This window comes from Lysobacter antibioticus (assembly GCF_000731095.1).
Lineage (GTDB): Bacteria > Pseudomonadota > Gammaproteobacteria > Xanthomonadales > Xanthomonadaceae > Lysobacter > Lysobacter antibioticus_B.
In genome coordinates, this window is record NZ_JMTZ01000038.1 from 85785 (window position 1) to 101544 (window position 15760).

Sequence of the window (15760 nt, forward strand, 5' to 3'; positions counted from 1 at the left end):
GGTGAATGCGTTTACGAAACAGGTCAGGGGGCGAGCGTGGCCACGCCCAGGGGCGAGCCGGCCGAGGGTTCGGTCAGGCACATCGCCGAGGTCACCACCGGGCCGCCGCGCAGGTCGCCCTTGCGGCGCGGCGCGAGCGCATCGGTGTTGAGGCCGAGGCCGCCGCCGGCGTCGATGGCCATCATCTCGTCCATGCACATCTTGCTGCTGTCGACGCAGCGGTTGAGGATCGCCTTGTACAGGCCGGGGGCGACGCTGGCGTAGCGGCGCACCGGTTCCTTCTCGCTGGGCTTTTCCAGTTCCAGGTAGCCGGCGCGCTCGAGCGTCGCACCGCTGGCGCGATTCTTCGCCACCCAGGCATCGAAGCCGGCCTGATCGAGGCCGTGGAAACGGAAGCGCATGTGCGAGAAACCGGCGCCGCTGTAGTTGGCCGAGAAGCCTTCGTAGTCGCCCGGCTTGTTCATCACCGCGTGCAACTGCGTTTCCATGCCGGGCATGGCGTAGATCTGTCCGGCCAGCGCCGGGATGTAGAACGAGTTCATCACCGTGGAGGCGGTGATCTTGAACTGGATCGGGCGATCGACCGGCGCGGCGAGTTCGTTGACCGTGGCGATGTTCTGCTCGGGATAGAGGAACAGCCACTTCCAGTCCAGCGCCACCACCTCGACCACCAGCGGTTTCACGTCGGCCGGCACCGGACGGTTCTTGGCGATGCGGTCGAGCGGGCGATAGGGATCAAGCGTGTGCGTGCTCATCCAGGTGATCGCGCCGAGCGCGATGATGATCAGCAGCGGCGCGGCCCAGATCAGCAGCTCGAGCTGGGTCGAATGATCCCAGTCAGGCTTGTAGGTGGCCTTGGTGTTGGAGGCGCGGTAACGCCAGGCGAAATACAGGGTCAGCGCGATCACCGGCACGATGATCAGCAGCATCAACACGGTCGACACCACGATCAGGTCGCCTTGCTGCGCGGCGACGTCGCCGGGCGCGTTCAGCAAGATCGTGTTGCAGCCGGCCAGCGGCAGGATGGCCGCGGCCATCAACAGGCGGCGGAGCAGGGACGGGCGGAGCAGGGGTTCGATGGCGGTCATCTAAGGAGCAAGCAGCACGATCGAGGCCGCGGCAGTCGCGGCGATGCGCGCACTGTAGAGGCGCAGGACTGTGACGACGATTGGACGTTTTGTCCTATGGCAGCGCCGCGCCGGTGGTGGGAAGCTAGCGTCGTCCCGGTAGCCGGGCGCTCGTCCTTTGCCGCATTTGGGGCCTGGGGCGTCGTTTCCGGTTCCGTCGCCGTCGGACGCGCTTTAACTGAACGTACCCGCCTGTTTAGGCACAGTGTCCGGGCCCGGTCGTCACGACCGTGCCGCGGCGCCCACCACCGAATCGACGATGCATACGCCAAATCACGCAAACCCGGATTCCTCCATGACCGTTTCGGTGCACGACACCGGTTCGCATGCCGAGGTCGCGCCCGGCGACATCGCGGTCGGCGTGGTGATCGGCCGCGCTTCGGAGTACTTCGACTTCTTCGTCTACGGCATCGCCTCGGCGCTGGTGTTCCCGACGGTGTTCTTCCCGTTCCTGGGCCGCCTGGAAGGCACGCTGTGGTCGTTCGCGATTTTCGCGTTGGCGTTCGTCGCGCGCCCCATCGGCACCGTGACCTTCATGTGGATCCAGCGCCGCTGGGGCCGCAGCACCAAGCTCACCGTCGCGCTGTTCCTGCTCGGCACCTGCACCGCCGGCATCGCCTTCCTGCCCGGTTTCGGCAAGATCGGCGTGCTCTCGATCGCGCTGTTGTCGCTGTTCCGGGTCGGCCAGGGCATCGCCCTCGGCGGTTCCTGGGACGGCCTGCCGTCGCTGCTCGCGCTCAACGCGCCGAAGCACCGCCGCGGTTGGTACGCGATGCTGGGCCAGCTCGGCGCGCCGGCCGGTTTCATCATCGCCGCCGGTCTGTTCGCCTATCTCAACACCAGCCTGGCGCCGAGCGACTTCCTCGACTGGGGCTGGCGCTATCCGTTCTTCGCGGCGTTCGCGATCAACGTCGTCGCCTTGTTTGCTCGCCTGCGCCTGGTCGTGACCCACGAGTACGAGCGCGAACTCGGCGAACACGAACTCGAACCCACCGACGTGGTCGAGCTGTTCCAGCAGAAGGGCCGCCACGTCGTCATCGGCGCCTTCGCCGCGCTCGCCAGCTATGCGCTGTTCCACATCGTCACGATCTTCCCGTTGTCGTGGATCCTGCTGTATTCGGACCAGTCGGTGAGCCAGTTCCTCGGCGTGCAGATCGTCGGCGCGCTGCTGGCCTGCGGCTCGATGGTGGTATCGGGCGTGATCGCCGACCGCTACGGCCGCCCGCGCACGCTGGCGGCGCTGGCCGCGGCGATCGCCATGTTCAGCGGTTTCGCACCGACGCTGCTCGGGTCCGGCGAAGTGGGCCAGGACGTGTTCATCCTGATCGGCTTCATCCTGCTCGGCCTGTCCTACGGCCAGGCCGCCGGTTCGGTGACCGCCAACTTCGGCTCCAAGTATCGCTACACCGGCGCGGCCTTGACCTCGGACCTGGCCTGGCTGATCGGCGCCGCGTTCGCGCCGCTGGTGGCGCTGGGCCTGTGCGCGCACTTCGGCCTGGCCTTCGTCGGCGTGTACCTGCTGTCGGGCGCGATCTGCACCCTGGCGGCGCTGGGCGTCAACCGCGCCCTGAAGCTGCGCAGCTAAACCGCTGCGTATTCCGACGCGTCGTCCGGGGCGCGTCGTGCGGGCCGACCGCTTACCGTCGGGTCGGCCCGTCGTCGTTTCATTCTTTCGCCACTCGCGATCGCGACGCATCCGGCCGGTGGCCGGAGCGTCCGATCGCGCGCGTCCTTCAATGCGCGTGCTGTTCCTGCGCTTTGATCAGGCTGGCCGGACGCATGTCGGTCCAGTTCGTCTCGATGTAGTCCAGGCAGGCCTGGCGCGCGCCGGGGCCGTGCACGCTGCGCCAGCCGGCCGGAACTTCGGCGAATTCGGGCCACAGCGAATGCTGGTTCTCGTCGTTGACCAGGACCAGGAAGCTGCCGTTGGGATCGTCGAAGGGATTGCTCATATCGTGCTCCTGCTTGCGGTTGCGATGAAGGGGAAGGCGAGCGGTGCGGTGTTCGCCGGTCCCGAGGGTGGAAGGATGCCGTGCTTGGGTTACCGATCGGATCGATCGCGCATGATCCGGATCGGCGCTGCGATCAGTACGTGACCACGGTCCGCGATTGCGAACGCAGGGCCGGCCGGTCCGCATGCGGGATCGACCGTTCCAAGTCGCTCAGGTAATCGTCGACGCCCTGGTCGTGGCCGGGGGTCACGGTCATGTGCAATGCGGCCGGGTTCGACAGCCGGCTGATGTACCAGCCGCGGGCCTCCATGGCGTCGCCGACGTCGTGGATGTCGTAGCGGTCGGAAGCGAAGGCGATCACGCTGAGGTCAGGCTGGCCGAGCAGGTGCAGGCCAGGAATGCGGTCGATGCCTTCGATGTAGCGGTCGCGGATGTGCATCACCCGCTGCGCGAGCGCGCGGTAGCCGGCCTCGCCGAGGTAATGCATCACCGCCCAGGCCGCGGCGACGGCGCCGCCGGGGCGGGTGCCGGTCAGGGTTTCGGTGCGGTAAATGCCCTTGGGCCAGTCGAAGTACTCGAAGTACTGGTGTTCCTGGTCTTCGGCATCGGCGTACAGGATCACCGAGGCGCCCTTGGCGGCGTAGCCGAACTTGTGCAGGTCGGCCGACAGCGAGCGCACGCCGGGCACGCTGAGGTCGAAACGCGGCAGGCCGCTCATGAACTTGGCCACGTGCGGGGCGAGAAAGCCGCCGATGCAAGCGTCGACGTGCAGCCACACGCCGCGTTCGAGCGCGAGCCGGCCGATGTCGGCGATCGGGTCGATGGTGCCGAACGGCAGCGACGGCGCCGAGGCGACGATCATCATCGTGTCGTCGTTGATGTGCTGGGCCAGGATGTCGGCGCAGGCGCGGTAGTCGGCGCCGATCGGCACCCGCACTACGTCCAGGCCCATCAGGTCGGCGGCCTTGTCGTAGGCCGGATGCGCGCTGGTCGGCAGCAGCAAGTGCGGACGCGCCTGCGGACGCCGCTCGCGGAAGGCGCGATGGGCGCTGCGCACCGCCAGCATGATGCTTTCGGTGCCGCCCGAGGTCATGGTGCCGCCGGCATCGTCGCCGCCGCCGAGCAGCGACAGCGAGATGTCGATGATGTCGTCCTGCATCCGCTTCAGGCTCGGGAACGCCGCCGGCGCCAGGGCGTTCTCGCTGATGAACATCGCATAGGCCTGGCGGGCGACGTCGAGCACGTCCTCGCCGGCGTAATAGACGTGCAGGGGCGTGCGGCCGTGGCGCCAGTCGGCGTCGCCGCTGCGCAGATCGGACATGGCTTCCTGCAGCTCGCTCCAGGCCTGGCCGCGCGAGGGCAGGGTCTTGCGACCGTTGAAATTGAACCGCGTCATGGTGCGCTGTCTCGTATCAGGTCAAAGGGAAAATCGAGGGAAAAGGAGGTCATCGCTCAGATCCGGTAGCGCTGGGCGAGCAGCCGGCCGATCCGGGCCAGGTGCTGCGGGTGCGCCATCTCGTCGTGTCGACACTCGATGTCGTGGACATGCACGCGGCCGTCGACCCGGGTCTGGAACTCGGCCGCGCCCGGGTCGCCATCGCCCTTGCCGGCGGCGGCGTTGAAATAGACCAGTTCGCCCTGCAGTCGATGGCGCGGCAGGTAGCGGCCGAGCATCGCGACGTCGTTGGCGGTCGCGGCGATGAAGCGTTCGAGTTGGCCGGCGTCGAAGCCCGAATAGACGCTGCCGTCTAGCAACTGCGCGGCACGCGCGTAGTCGGGCACCGCCGCGTCGTAACCGGCGAGGTCGCAACCGCTGTGTTCGAGAAACTCGTGCAGGATGCGTTCGCGCGGTTTGTCGTTCGCCGTCGGGTCGAACTGCGGCAAGGCGGTGAGCAGGTAGCTGTCGAGCAAAGCCAACAGCGCGACCTGTTCGCCGGCCTGCTGCAGGCGTTGCGCGATCTCGAACGCGAGCACGCCGCCGTAGGACCACCCGAGCAGGTGATACGGCCCTTCGGGTTGCACGGCGCGGATCTGCGCTAGGCAGTCCTCGGCGACGTCTTCCAGGCGCTCCGGCAAGCTCGCGCCGTCGGCCAGCGCACGACCCTGCAAGGCATAGATCGGTCGCTGCGGATCGATATGGCGTGCGAGGCCGCTATACCACCAGCCCAGGCCACCGGCCGGATGCAGGCAGAACAGCGGCGGCAACGAACCCTGAGTCCGGATCGGCAGCAACGGTTGCAGCGACGACAGCGCCTGCAGCGGCTCGGCGAGCCGTTGCGCCAAGGCGGCGACGGTGGGGGTCTCGAACAGGACCCGGGTCGACAGTTCGGCGCCGAGGGTGCTGCGGATGCGGCCGATCAAACGCGGTGCGAGCAAGGAATGGCCGCCCAGTTCGAAGAAGTCGTCGTCTATGCCGACCTCGTCGAGTTCCAGCACTTCGGCGAACAAGGCGCACAACGCTTGTTGCTGCGGCGTGCTGGCGGCGCGGCGTGCGGGTGCGTCGGCAGGAGGCAGCGCCTTGCGGTCGATTTTTCCGTTCGGCAGCAGCGGCAGGCGTTCGATCGCCACCCAGGCCGAAGGCAGCATATGGCTCGGCAGCTGCGCCGCGAGCGCTTCGCGCAAGGCCTGCGTGTCCGGACGGCGGCCCGCGGCCGGCACCAGATAGGCGACCAGTTGCCGCTGCCCGGGCCGATCCTCGCGCACGCTGACCGTGGCCTGGGCGACCGCGTCGTCGGCTGCGAGCAAGGCTTCGATTTCGCCGGCCTCGATGCGGAAACCGCGGATCTTGAGCTGATGATCGGCGCGGCCCAGGTACTCCAGCTCGCCGTCCTCGTTCCAACGCACCACGTCGCCGGAGCGGTACATGCGCGCCCCGGGCTCGAACGGATTCGCAAGAAAGCGCTCGGCACTGAGCCCGGCCTGGCGCAGATAGCCGCGGCTGAGCCCACTGCCGGCGACGTATAGTTCGCCGGGCGCACCGACCGGCACCGGCCGCAGGAAGGGATCGAGCACGTAGGCGCGCATATTGTCGATCAAGCGCCCCAGGGGCACGCCGTGGTCGCCGGTGTCCTCGGCGCGGGCCTCGAAGCAGGTCGCGTCCCAGAACTCGGAGGTGCCGTAGATGTTGAGCAGGCGCGCCTTGGGCAAGGCCGCCTTGAAGCGGTTCGCCAGTTCGAAACTCAAGGCTTCGCCGCTGCACGACCAGTAGTAGAGCTTCGGCAGGCGGGCGGCGAGATCGATGCCGCTGTCGAGCATGGCCCGCAGCAACGAAGGCACCAGCACGATGCGGGTGGCTTCGGCCTCGGCGAGCGCTTCGATCAGGCGCTCGGGCTCGGTGGCTTGTTCGCGCGTCAGGACCAGCACGCGCTGGCCGCGGATCAGCGGCATGAACAGTTCCCACAGCACGTCGATGAAGTTGACCGTGGTCTTCTGCGCGTAGATTTCCTCGATTGCGCCGTCCGACTCGATGTCCCAATGGAGGCGCGAAGCGACGTTGCGGTGCGTGCCCATCACCGCCTTCGGCTTGCCGGTCGAACCGGAGGTGTAGAGCAGATAGGCGAGGTGCTCGGGATGAGGGGTGCCGCGCACCGGCGCCTCCGGGACGCTGTCTTCGCTGTCGATGAGGATCAGCCGCGCCGACGATTCCGGCAGGCGCGTACGGAGCGAAGCTTGGGTGACGACGGCCACCGGACGCGCGTCGCCGAGCATGTGGGCCAGGCGTTGCTGCGGGTAGTCCGGGTCGAGCGCGAGGTAGGCGCCGCCGGCCTTGAGAATGCCGAGCAGGCCGACCACCGCGTCCGGCGAGCGCTCCACGCACAGGCCGACGATGCTGTCGGGGCCGATGCCCTCGGCCTGCAGGCGGCGAGCAAGACGGTCGGCGCGGCGGTCGAGTTCGGCATAGGCGATGCGTTGCTCGCCGAACATCAGCGCCACCGCATCCGGCGTGCGCGCAGCCTGGGCCTCGAACAGCGCGATCGCGGTCGCGTCCGGCACCGCTCGTGCGGTGTCGTTGCGTTGCCGTGCCTGCGCGCGTTCGTCGTCGTCGAGCAGATCGAGAGCGGCGACGCGGGTATCCGGAGCCTGCGCGATGGCTTCCAGCACGCGCGCGAAACGGCCGGCGATAGCGCGCACACGCGCGGCATCCAGCAGGTCCGGTCGATAGCTGAGGTCGAGATGCAGCGGCTGCCCCGGCATCGGCGGCGTCACCGACAGGCCGAGCGGGTAGTGCGTCGCCGCGGCGCCGTGATTGCCGCGAAGCGCGATCTCGACGCTGTCGTGGTCGTCATTGCCGCGACCGACCGCGGAGGGCTCCACCGGGAAGTTCTCGAATACCAGCAAGCTGTCGAACAACTCGCCGAGCCCGCCGATGCGCTGGATCTCGGCCAGGCTGAGGTGCTGGTGTTCGAGCAGGCCCGATTGCTGCAATTGCAAGCGCTGCAACAGTTCGAGCAGGCTCTCCTGCGGACGCAGTTGCAGGCGCAAGGGCACGGTGTTGATGAACAAACCGATCATGCGCTCGATGCCGGCGACGTCCGGCGGGCGTCCCGACACGGTCACGCCGAACACCACGTCGTCGCGACGGGTCAGATGCCCCAGCACGATCGCCCAGGCCGCCTGGACCAGGGTGTTGAGGGTCAGCTGATGGCGCCGCGCCTGCAGCGCGAGCGCATCGCCGAGCGTGGCCGGCAAGCTCAGCGACAACGCGGTAGGCACCGTCGCCGCGGTCGAGGCCGCGACCAGACGGGTCGGTTCGACCAGCCCGGCCAAGGCCTCGCGCCAGGCCGCGGCCGAACGCTCGCGATCGCGCGTCGACATCCAGCCCAGGTAATCGCGATACGGCGCGACCTGCGGCAGGGCGCTGCTGTCGCCATCGTTGCGGTACAGGGCGAACAGCTCCTGCAACAGCATCGGCGAGGACCAGCCGTCGAGCAGGATATGGTGGCTGGTGAACAGCAGATGGTGACGCGCGCTATGGCCGTCGCGGTCGGAACCGTCGCGAATCAGCGTGAAGCGCAGCAACGGTCCGCGTTCGAGATCGAAGCGACGGCGCTGGTCGTCGAGTAGCAAGGCTTCGAGTGCGGCCTCGCGGCTCGCCTCCTCGCCGTCGAGCGCGTGTTCCTGCCAGGGCAGATCGACCTCGCAGGGAATCGCCTGCACCGGCTCGCGCAAGCCGTGATGGAGGAAGGCGGCGCGCAGGTTCGGATGGCGTTCGAGCAAGGCCTGGGCGGCGCGACGCAGACGCGCGGCATCGAGCGCTCCGCTCAGGGTGAAGGCCATCTGCACGATGTAGCGGTCCTGCGCTTGTTCGTCGTAGAGGGTGTGGAACAGGAAGCCGTGCTGCAGCGGCGACAGCGGCAGCACGTCGAGCAAGCGAGGTTGGTTCGCCTCGATGGTTTCGATCTGGCGCTGGTCCAGCGCGATCAGCGGCAGGTCGCTCGGAGTCAGCAGCCGATGCTCGCCGGCCGCGACGGTGGCGGCGATGCGACGCAGCACCGCGAACCAAGTCTCGGCGAGGTCGCGCACTGCGATCTCGTCGAACAGTTCGCCGTTCCAGCTCCAGGCGGCGCACAGCACCGGGCCTTCCGGGCCGTCTTCGGTGGTGGCGTTGAGGTCGAGCGCATGTCCCAGGCCCTGCGTCGCGCCGGCGGGGCCGTCGAGCAAGACCTCGGTTGCCGGTGCCCAATGCTGCTGCGCGGTCGTGCCAGCGGTGGCGAAACGGCCCAGGTAATTGAAGCCGATCTGCGGCGCCGGCAAGGCCGCCAAGGCTGCGCCGGCGACCGGGTCGAGGTAGCGCAGCAGGCCGTAGCCGATGCCCTGGTCGGGCAGGCGGCGCAGTTGTTCCTTGATCGACTTGAGCGCGCGTTCGAGCTCGGGGCCGCCCGACAGGGCCGCATCGCGTTCGATATAGGCCAGCGACAGCTGCAGCGGGAACTGGCTGGTGAACCAGCCGACCGTGCGCGTGAGATCGGCGCCGTCGACGATGGCCTCGCGGCCGTGGCCTTCGAGCTCGAAGCGGACGGTGTCGAGGTCGATGCCGAGGTAACGCTGGCGCCATTCGGCCACGGCCAGGGCGAACGCGCACAGCAGGACGTCGTTGATGCGGCCGTTGATGCGTTCGGTTGCGCGGGTCAGCAGCAGCCGGGTGACCTCGGGCTGCAGGCGCAGGCCGAGGCTGTGTCGGCCGGCGTTGGTGGCGCCTTGCGGAGCCGGCGTTCGGGTAGCGAGCGGCGGATCGAGGCCGTCGAGCATCGAACGCCAGAACGGCAGCTCGCCGCTGCGTTGGGCCGCCGCCTTCGGCAAGGCCAGCGCCCAATGACGCAGCGAGGTCGGCACCGCTTCCAGTTCGGCGGCGCGACCGGCGCTGCGGGCTTCCCAGGCCGCTTGCAGGTCCGGGATCAGGATGCGCCAGGACACGCCGTCGACCACGAGGTGATGCAGGGCGAGGAACAAGCGCGAATCCTCGCCGTCGTCGAACCATACGGCCTGCAGCATCTGGCCTTCGCACGGCGACAAACGCTGCTGCGCGGCCTGGGCGTGCTGGTCGATGGTCCAGGCGCGGGTCTGCGCGTCGAGCCCGTGCAGGTCGACGTGGTTGAGGCAACTGATCGCGGCGACGCTGCCGGCTGCGCCGATTTCGAGCACGTCGTCGGCCTTCAGGCGCAGACGCAGGGCATCGTGATGGTCGATCAGGTCCTGCAACGCGGCGATCAACGGCTCGCGTTGCAGTCGCGGCACCTGCAGCAGCATCGATTGGGCGAAATGCTCGAACGGCCCGTCCTGCTGCAACAGCCAATGCATGATCGGGGTGGCCGGCAGCACGCCGACCGGCGCTTCCACCGGCGCCGTGCCCGCGCTTTCCATCGCCGTGGCGACGCGGGCGAGCGCCTGCACCGACTGCTGCTGGAACACATCGCGGGCGCTGAAACGCAGGCCGGCGCGTCGCGCCCGGCTGACCAGTTGGATCGAACCGATGCTGTCGCCGCCGAGGGCGAAGAAGCTGTCGTCGATGCCGACCCGCTGCAGACCGAGCACCTGTGCGAACAACTCGCACAGCAGGGTTTCGAGGGCATTGCGCGGTTCGCGCGAGCCGCTGGCGAAATCCGGCGCCGGCAGGCTCTTGCGGTCGAGTTTTCCGTTCGGCGTCAGCGGCAGTTGCTCTAGCACCACGAAAGCCGCGGGCAGCATGTAGTCGGGCAACTGCCCGGCGAGGGTCTCGCGCAACGCCGCGGTGTCGATGCGGTCGCCGGCCAGATAGGCGACCAGTTGCTTCTGTCCGGGGCGGTCCTCGCGCAGGATCACCGCATTGCGCGCTTGGCCGGCCTGGGCCAGCGCGGCCTCGATCTCGCCGAGCTCGATACGGTAGCCGCGGATCTTGACCTGCTGGTCGACACGGCCGAGGTAGGCCAGTTGGCCGTCGTCGCGCCAACGCACGCGGTCGCCGGTGCGGTACATGCGCGCACCCGGCTCGAACGGGTTGGCGACGAAGCGTTCGGCACTGAGGCCGGCGCGGCCGAGATAGCCACGGGCGATGCCGGCGCCGGCGATATACAACTCGCCGGCGATTCCGACCGGGACCGGTTGCAGGGCGGCGTCGAGCACGTAGAAGCGGGTATTGGCGATCGGCCCGCCGATGCAGCCCAGCTCGCTCGCATCGGCTTCGCCGACTTCGGCGGACGAGCACCAGATCGTCGCTTCGGTGGGGCCGTATTCGTTGTACAGCCGCGCCAGCGGAGCGCATTCGCCGTGGCGCTGGCGGACGCTCGGCGGAATCGCTTCGCCACCGAGCACGACGCTGCGCAGCGAGGCCAGTGCATCGGCCTGTTCCAGCGCCGCCGCATACAGGCTCGGGCCGCTGATCCATTGCTCGACCCGGTGTTGCCGGACCAAGGCGGCCAGGGCCTGCGGATCGTGTTCGAGGCCGCTGGCCGGCAAGACCAGGCTGGCGCCGATGGCGAGGCTGCCGAAGATCGCCGCGAGCGAGGCATCGAAGGCCAGCGACGGCAGCAGCACCGCGCTGCGATGCGGCGCGTAGCGCGCGGCACGGGCGCGGATCGAGTTCAGCGCCTGGCGGTGCTCGACCGCAACGCCCTTCGGCTGTCCGGTCGAACCGGAGGTGTAGATGACGTAGGCGATGTGGTGATCGCGCAGGACGCAACGACGGTCGCTGTCGCGCGGTGCGCGTTCGCTGGCCAGTTGCATCAGTTCGCGCGTCGCCGGCGCGTCGATCGCAAGCACAGGCGTCGCATCGCCCAGGATTTGCAGGCGAGCGGCGAAGGCCTCGTCGGCGACCAGCAGCACCGGCCGCGCATCGCCGAGGATATGGCCGAGACGTTCAAGCGGATGTTGCGGGTCCAGCGGAAGATAGACGGCACCGGCCTTGAGCACGGCCAGCAAGGCGACGATGGCCTCCGGCGAGCGCGGCAGCGCCACTGCGACGCGGTCCTCGGCGCCGATGCCGCGCGCTATCAGGACATGGGCGAGACGGTTGGCGCGACGTTCCAGGGCGAGGTAATCGAGCTGGCTGTCGGCGCCGACCAGGGCCGGCGCGTTCGGCGTGCTGGCGGCCTGGGCCTGGAACAACTCGTGCAGGCCGGTGCAGCCGGTGCTTTCGGCCGCGGTGGCGTTATAGGCCAGCAGCAGGCGTTCGCGTGCGCCGTCGTCGAGCAGCTCGACTCTTCCGAGGCTGCGCTCCGGGTCCTGCGCGATCGCTTCGAGAATGCGCCCATAGGCGCCGAGCAGTTGTGCGGCCTGGGCCGCGTCGAAAGCGTCGTCGCGGTAGCTCAGGCTCAGGCGCAGGGCCTCGCCCGGCATCACCGCCAGGCCGAGCGGGTAATGCGAGGCATCGCCGCCGTGCTGGCTGTGGCGGCCGATGCGCAGTCCGGCACCGGGCACGCTGGCGCCGTCGTCGCCGAACGCGGTCTCGTCGATCGGGTAGTTCTCGAACACGGTCAGGGTGTCGAACAGCTCGCCGATCCCGACCAGTCGTTGCACCTCCGGCAAGCTCAAGTGCTGATGTTCGAGCAAGGCCGATTGCTCGGCCTGCACGCTCCGCAACAGGCTTTCCAGGCTTTGTTGCGGCTGCAGGCGCACGCGCACCGGCACGGTGTTGATGAACAGGCCGACCATGCGTTCGACGCCGGCGAGGTCCGGCGGGCGCCCCGATACGGTGGTGCCGAAGACCACGTCGTCGCGGCCGGTGATGCGGCTGAGCAACAAGGCCCAGACGGCCTGGGTGAGGGTGTTGAGGGTCAGGCCGAGCCGGCGCGCCTGGTGGCTCAACTGGCAGCTCAAGGCCTCGGGCAGGCTTCGGGCGAGTACTTGCGTGCCTGCCTCGGCGTGTGCGCCGCCGGCCACGCGGGTGGCTTCGTCGACGCCGTCGAGATAAGCGCGCCAGGCCTGCTGCGCGGCGTTGCGGTCGCGCTTGGACAGCCAGGCGAGGTAATCGCGATACGGCGCGACCCGCGGCAAGGCATCGATGTCGCCGCCGTTGCCGTACAAGGCGAACAGTTCTTCGAGCAGGATCGGCAGCGACCAGCCGTCGAAGACGATGTGGTGATTGGTCAGCACCAAATGATGCAGGCGCTCGTGTTCGCGCACCAGGGTGAAGCGCAGCAACGGGCCGCGTGCGAGATCGAAGCCTTGCGCACGGTCTTCGTGCAGCAGCGCGTCGAGTGCGGCGCTGCGCGCTTCGGCATTGCCTTCGAGGGCGATCGAACGCCACGGCAGCACCGCATCGCGCGGTATTGCCTGCACCGGCGCGGCCAGGTCCTGATGGACGAAGGCCGCGCGCAGGTTCGGATGGCGTTGCAGCAGCGCCTGCGCGGCGCGACGCAGCGCGGCGCCGTCCAGCTCGCCGTCGAGGGTGAAGGCCATCTGCACGACGTAGCTGTCGGCCGCCGCGGTTGCAGGCGTGCCCGCGTCCTGGTCGTAGACGGCGTGGAACAGGAAGCCGTGTTGCAGCGGCGACAGCGGCAGCAGATCGAGCAGGGGCGGTTGCGCGGCTTCGATGGTCTCGATCTGGGGCTGGTCGAGCGCGGTCAGCGGCACGTCCGAGGGCGTCAGCAGATGCCGCTCGGTGTCGGCGACGGTCTCTGCGATGCGGCGCAACACCGCGAACCAGGTTTCGGCGAGGTCGCGTATCGCGTCCTCCTCGAACAACTCGCCGGCCCAGCTCCAACCGGCGCAGAGCACCGGGCCCTCGGCGCCGTCCTCGGTGCTGGCGTTGAGATCGAGCGCATGCGCGAGCGGACGCGCCTCGTCGCCGTCACCGCCGAGTGCGGCCTCGTCGGCCAGGGTCCAGTGCGGCTCGTGGGCGCCGGCGCCGGCGACGCTGAAACGGCCCAGATAGTTGAAGCCGATCTGCGATGGAGGCAGCGACTGCAAGGCCTCGCGGCCGGCGTCGCTGAGATAGCGCAGCAGGCCGTAGCCGATGCCGTGGTCGGGCAGGCGGCGCAGTTGCTCCTTGACCGATTTGAGCGCGCGCTCCAGCGGCGCGCCGCCGCGCAGGGCGGCCTCGCGCTCGCCGCGCGGCAAGCTGAGTTGCAACGGGAACAGGCTGGTGAACCAGCCGACCGTGCGCGACAGGTCGGCGCCGTCGAGGATGGCTTCGCGGCCGTGGCCTTCGAGATCGAAGCGGACCGTGTCGGCCTCGTCGAGGCCGCGGCGCCGGCGCCAGTCGGCCAGCGCCAGCGCGAACGCGGTCAGCAACACGTCGTTGATGCGGCCGTGGATGCGTTCGGTGGCGCGGGTCAGCAGCAGCCGGGTCGTATCCGCTTCCAGGCGCAGCCACAGGCCGCGTTGGGTGGCGCTGGTGTCGCGTTGCGGATCGAGCGCACGCGCGCTCAGGCGCGGGTCGTGGCCGTCCTGCATGGCCTGCCAGAACGGCAGTTCGTGCCGGCGCGCCTCGGCGAGCTTCGGCAGCGCCAAGGCCCAGTGACGCAACGAGGTCGGCACCGGCTCCAGGGCCGGGGCATGGCCTGCGGCGCGTGCGTCCCAGGCGGCCTGCAGATCGGGTACGAGGATGCGCCAGGACACGCCGTCGACGGCGAGATGGTGGATCGCCAGCCACAGCCGCGAGTCCTCGCCGTCGTCGAACCAGACCGCCTGCAGCAGCCGCCCCTCGCGCGGGGCGAGGCGGTTCTGCGCGGTTTCGGCGGCGGCCTGCATGGCGGCTTCGCGGCTTTCTCCGCTCAGGCCGGCCAGGTCGACGCGCTGCAGACAGGTTTCGGCATCGACGCTGCCGAGCGGCAGGGTTTCCAGGCTGTCGTCCGCGCCCAGGCGCAGGCGCAGGGCATGGTGGTGATCGATCAAGTCCTGCAACGCGGCCTGCAGCGGCGCTTGCCTGAGCGGCGGCACCCGCAGCAGCATCGACTGGCTGAAACGGTCGAACGGCCCTTGGCGTTCGAGCAGCCAACGCATGACCGGCGTCGCCGGCAACGCACCCACCGGCGCTTCGACCTCGACCGTGTCGGCTTCGACGATGCTCGCCGCGACCTGGGCCAGGGCCTGCACCGAAGCATGCTGAAACACGTCGCGGGCGCTGAAACGCAAGCCGACGCGGCGGGCGCGGCTGACCAGTTGGATCGAGCCGATGCTGTCGCCGCCCAGGGCGAAGAAGCTGTCGTCGATGCCGACCCGTTCCAGCCCGAGCACCTGCGCGAACAAGGCGCACAAGGCGGATTCGGTGGCGGTGCGCGGTTCGCGCAAGCTGCTCGGCGCGAAGTCGGGCGCGGGCAGGGCCTTGCGGTCGAGCTTGCCGTTCGCGGTCAAGGGCAGCGCATCCAGCGCGACGAAGGCGGCCGGCAGCATGTACTCGGGCAGGCGCTCGGCGAGCGCATGGCGCAGCGCTTCGCCGTCGATGGCGTCGCCGACCACATAAGCGACCAATTGCTTCTGGCCGGGGCGGTCTTCGCGCACGATCGCCGCGTTCTGGGCGTAGCCGGCCTGGGTCAGCGCGGCCTCGATTTCGCCGAGTTCGATGCGGAAGCCGCGCAGCTTGATCTGCTGATCGGCGCGACCCAGGTAATCGATCTGGCCGTCGCCGCGCCAACGCACGCGGTCGCCGGAGCGGTACATGCGCTGGCCGATTTCGAAGGGGTTGGCGACGAAACGTTCGGCGCTGAGCGTGGGGCGCTGCAGATAGCCGCGCGCCAGGCCGGCACCGGCGATGTACAGCTCGCCGGGCACGCCGGCCGGCACCGCTTGCAGCGCCTCGTCGAGTACGTAGACCTGCATGTTGTCGAGCGGCGTGCCGATCGGTACCGAACGCGCCTGCGGCTGCAGGGTCGGCACGGCGCAGGTCAGAGCGAAGGTAGTGGTTTCGGTGGGGCCGTAACCGTTGACGATGCGCAGGCGCGGATGTCGCGCCTGCAGGCGGCGGATGGCATCGGTCGAGAGCACGTCGCCACCCGCGAGGACCTGGCGCAGGCTGCCGAAAAGCTCGGGCGTGGATTCGGCGAACTCGTGGAACAGGCCGGCGGTCAGCCACAGGCTACGCACGTCGTGCGCTTCGATCAGGCGCTGGAAGTCGCGGCCATCGCTGGCCCCGGCCGGCGCGACCACGATGCGCCCACCGTTCAACAGCGGCACCCACAGCTCGTAGGTCGAGGCGTCGAAAGCGTGGGTCGAATGCAGCAGCACGGTCTCGTGGCCGCTGGCGAAGCGGCGGTCGCGGGCGAACTC

5 protein-coding genes are annotated in these 15760 nt (G+C 69.1%); 1 reads left to right on the forward strand and 4 read right to left on the reverse strand.

All coding sequences use genetic code 11. The features are described 5' to 3' along the window. Positions 1-23: 23 nt before the first annotated feature. Complete coding sequence (cyoA, locus tag EX88_RS0112955) at positions 24-1088, reverse strand: ubiquinol oxidase subunit II (RefSeq protein ID WP_051885071.1); 1065 nt, start codon at positions 1086-1088, stop codon at positions 24-26. Positions 1089-1422: 334 nt separating this feature from the next. Here cyoA and EX88_RS0112960 point away from each other — a divergent pair, with 334 nt between their 5' ends. After that, positions 1423-2712, forward strand: a complete 1290-nt coding sequence (locus EX88_RS0112960; RefSeq protein ID WP_051885072.1) for an MFS transporter — start codon at positions 1423-1425, stop codon at positions 2710-2712. Between the two features lie 148 nt (positions 2713-2860). Here the strand turns inward: EX88_RS0112960 and EX88_RS0112965 are convergent, their stop codons facing one another. The 3 genes from EX88_RS0112965 to EX88_RS0112975 form a co-directional block, all read right to left on the reverse strand. Then, a complete protein-coding gene (locus EX88_RS0112965) occupies positions 2861-3079 on the reverse strand; it encodes an MbtH family protein (RefSeq protein ID WP_031372417.1) in 219 nt (72 codons plus the stop codon). Between the two features lie 133 nt (positions 3080-3212). Next, positions 3213-4475: a pyridoxal phosphate-dependent decarboxylase family protein gene (locus tag EX88_RS0112970; protein WP_036148802.1), complete on the reverse strand. Its 1263-nt coding sequence runs from the start codon at positions 4473-4475 to the stop codon at positions 3213-3215. Positions 4476-4531: 56 nt separating this feature from the next. Beyond that, positions 4532-15760: non-ribosomal peptide synthetase (locus EX88_RS0112975; protein WP_051885073.1), on the reverse strand; the 11229-nt coding region annotated here is incomplete at its 5' end.